Origin of the sequence: Pseudomonas sp. SIMBA_068, assembly GCF_046534705.1 — a bacterium.
Classification (GTDB): Bacteria; Pseudomonadota; Gammaproteobacteria; order Pseudomonadales; family Pseudomonadaceae; genus Aquipseudomonas; species Aquipseudomonas putida.
This window is the reverse complement of record NZ_JAWRYI010000847.1, coordinates 1-260: the sequence shown is the minus strand read 5'-3', so window position 1 is coordinate 260 and position 260 is coordinate 1. Positions and strand designations below refer to the sequence as shown.

The 260-nt window shown below is 54.6% G+C and carries 1 protein-coding gene; it reads left to right on the top strand.

Annotated features, from left to right (window positions below; translation table 11 throughout):
* Positions 1–260, top strand: a 260-nt coding sequence (locus tag SB756_RS31725; protein ID WP_410913454.1) for a PRD domain-containing protein, incomplete at both ends; no start/stop codon positions are given.

Sequence of the window (260 nt, the reverse complement as noted above, 5' to 3'; positions counted from 1 at the left end):
GAATCGCGCGATATTCATTTCCTGTGTCTGTATCTGCAATATTGTTTGCTGCAGCACCACGCTGGAATGACGCCTCAGTTTAATCCGCTCCAACGTCGCTGGGCGGAATCCTGCCTTGAATTTCAGGTAGCGCAGGAAATTGGACGCCACTGGCAGCGTCGGGCGCTCCAGCCTGTACCGCCTGATGAGCCACTGTTTATGGCACTACTTTTTTCCATGTTGCGGGTTCCCGATCCACTGCGGGATGCGCATCAGCGAGA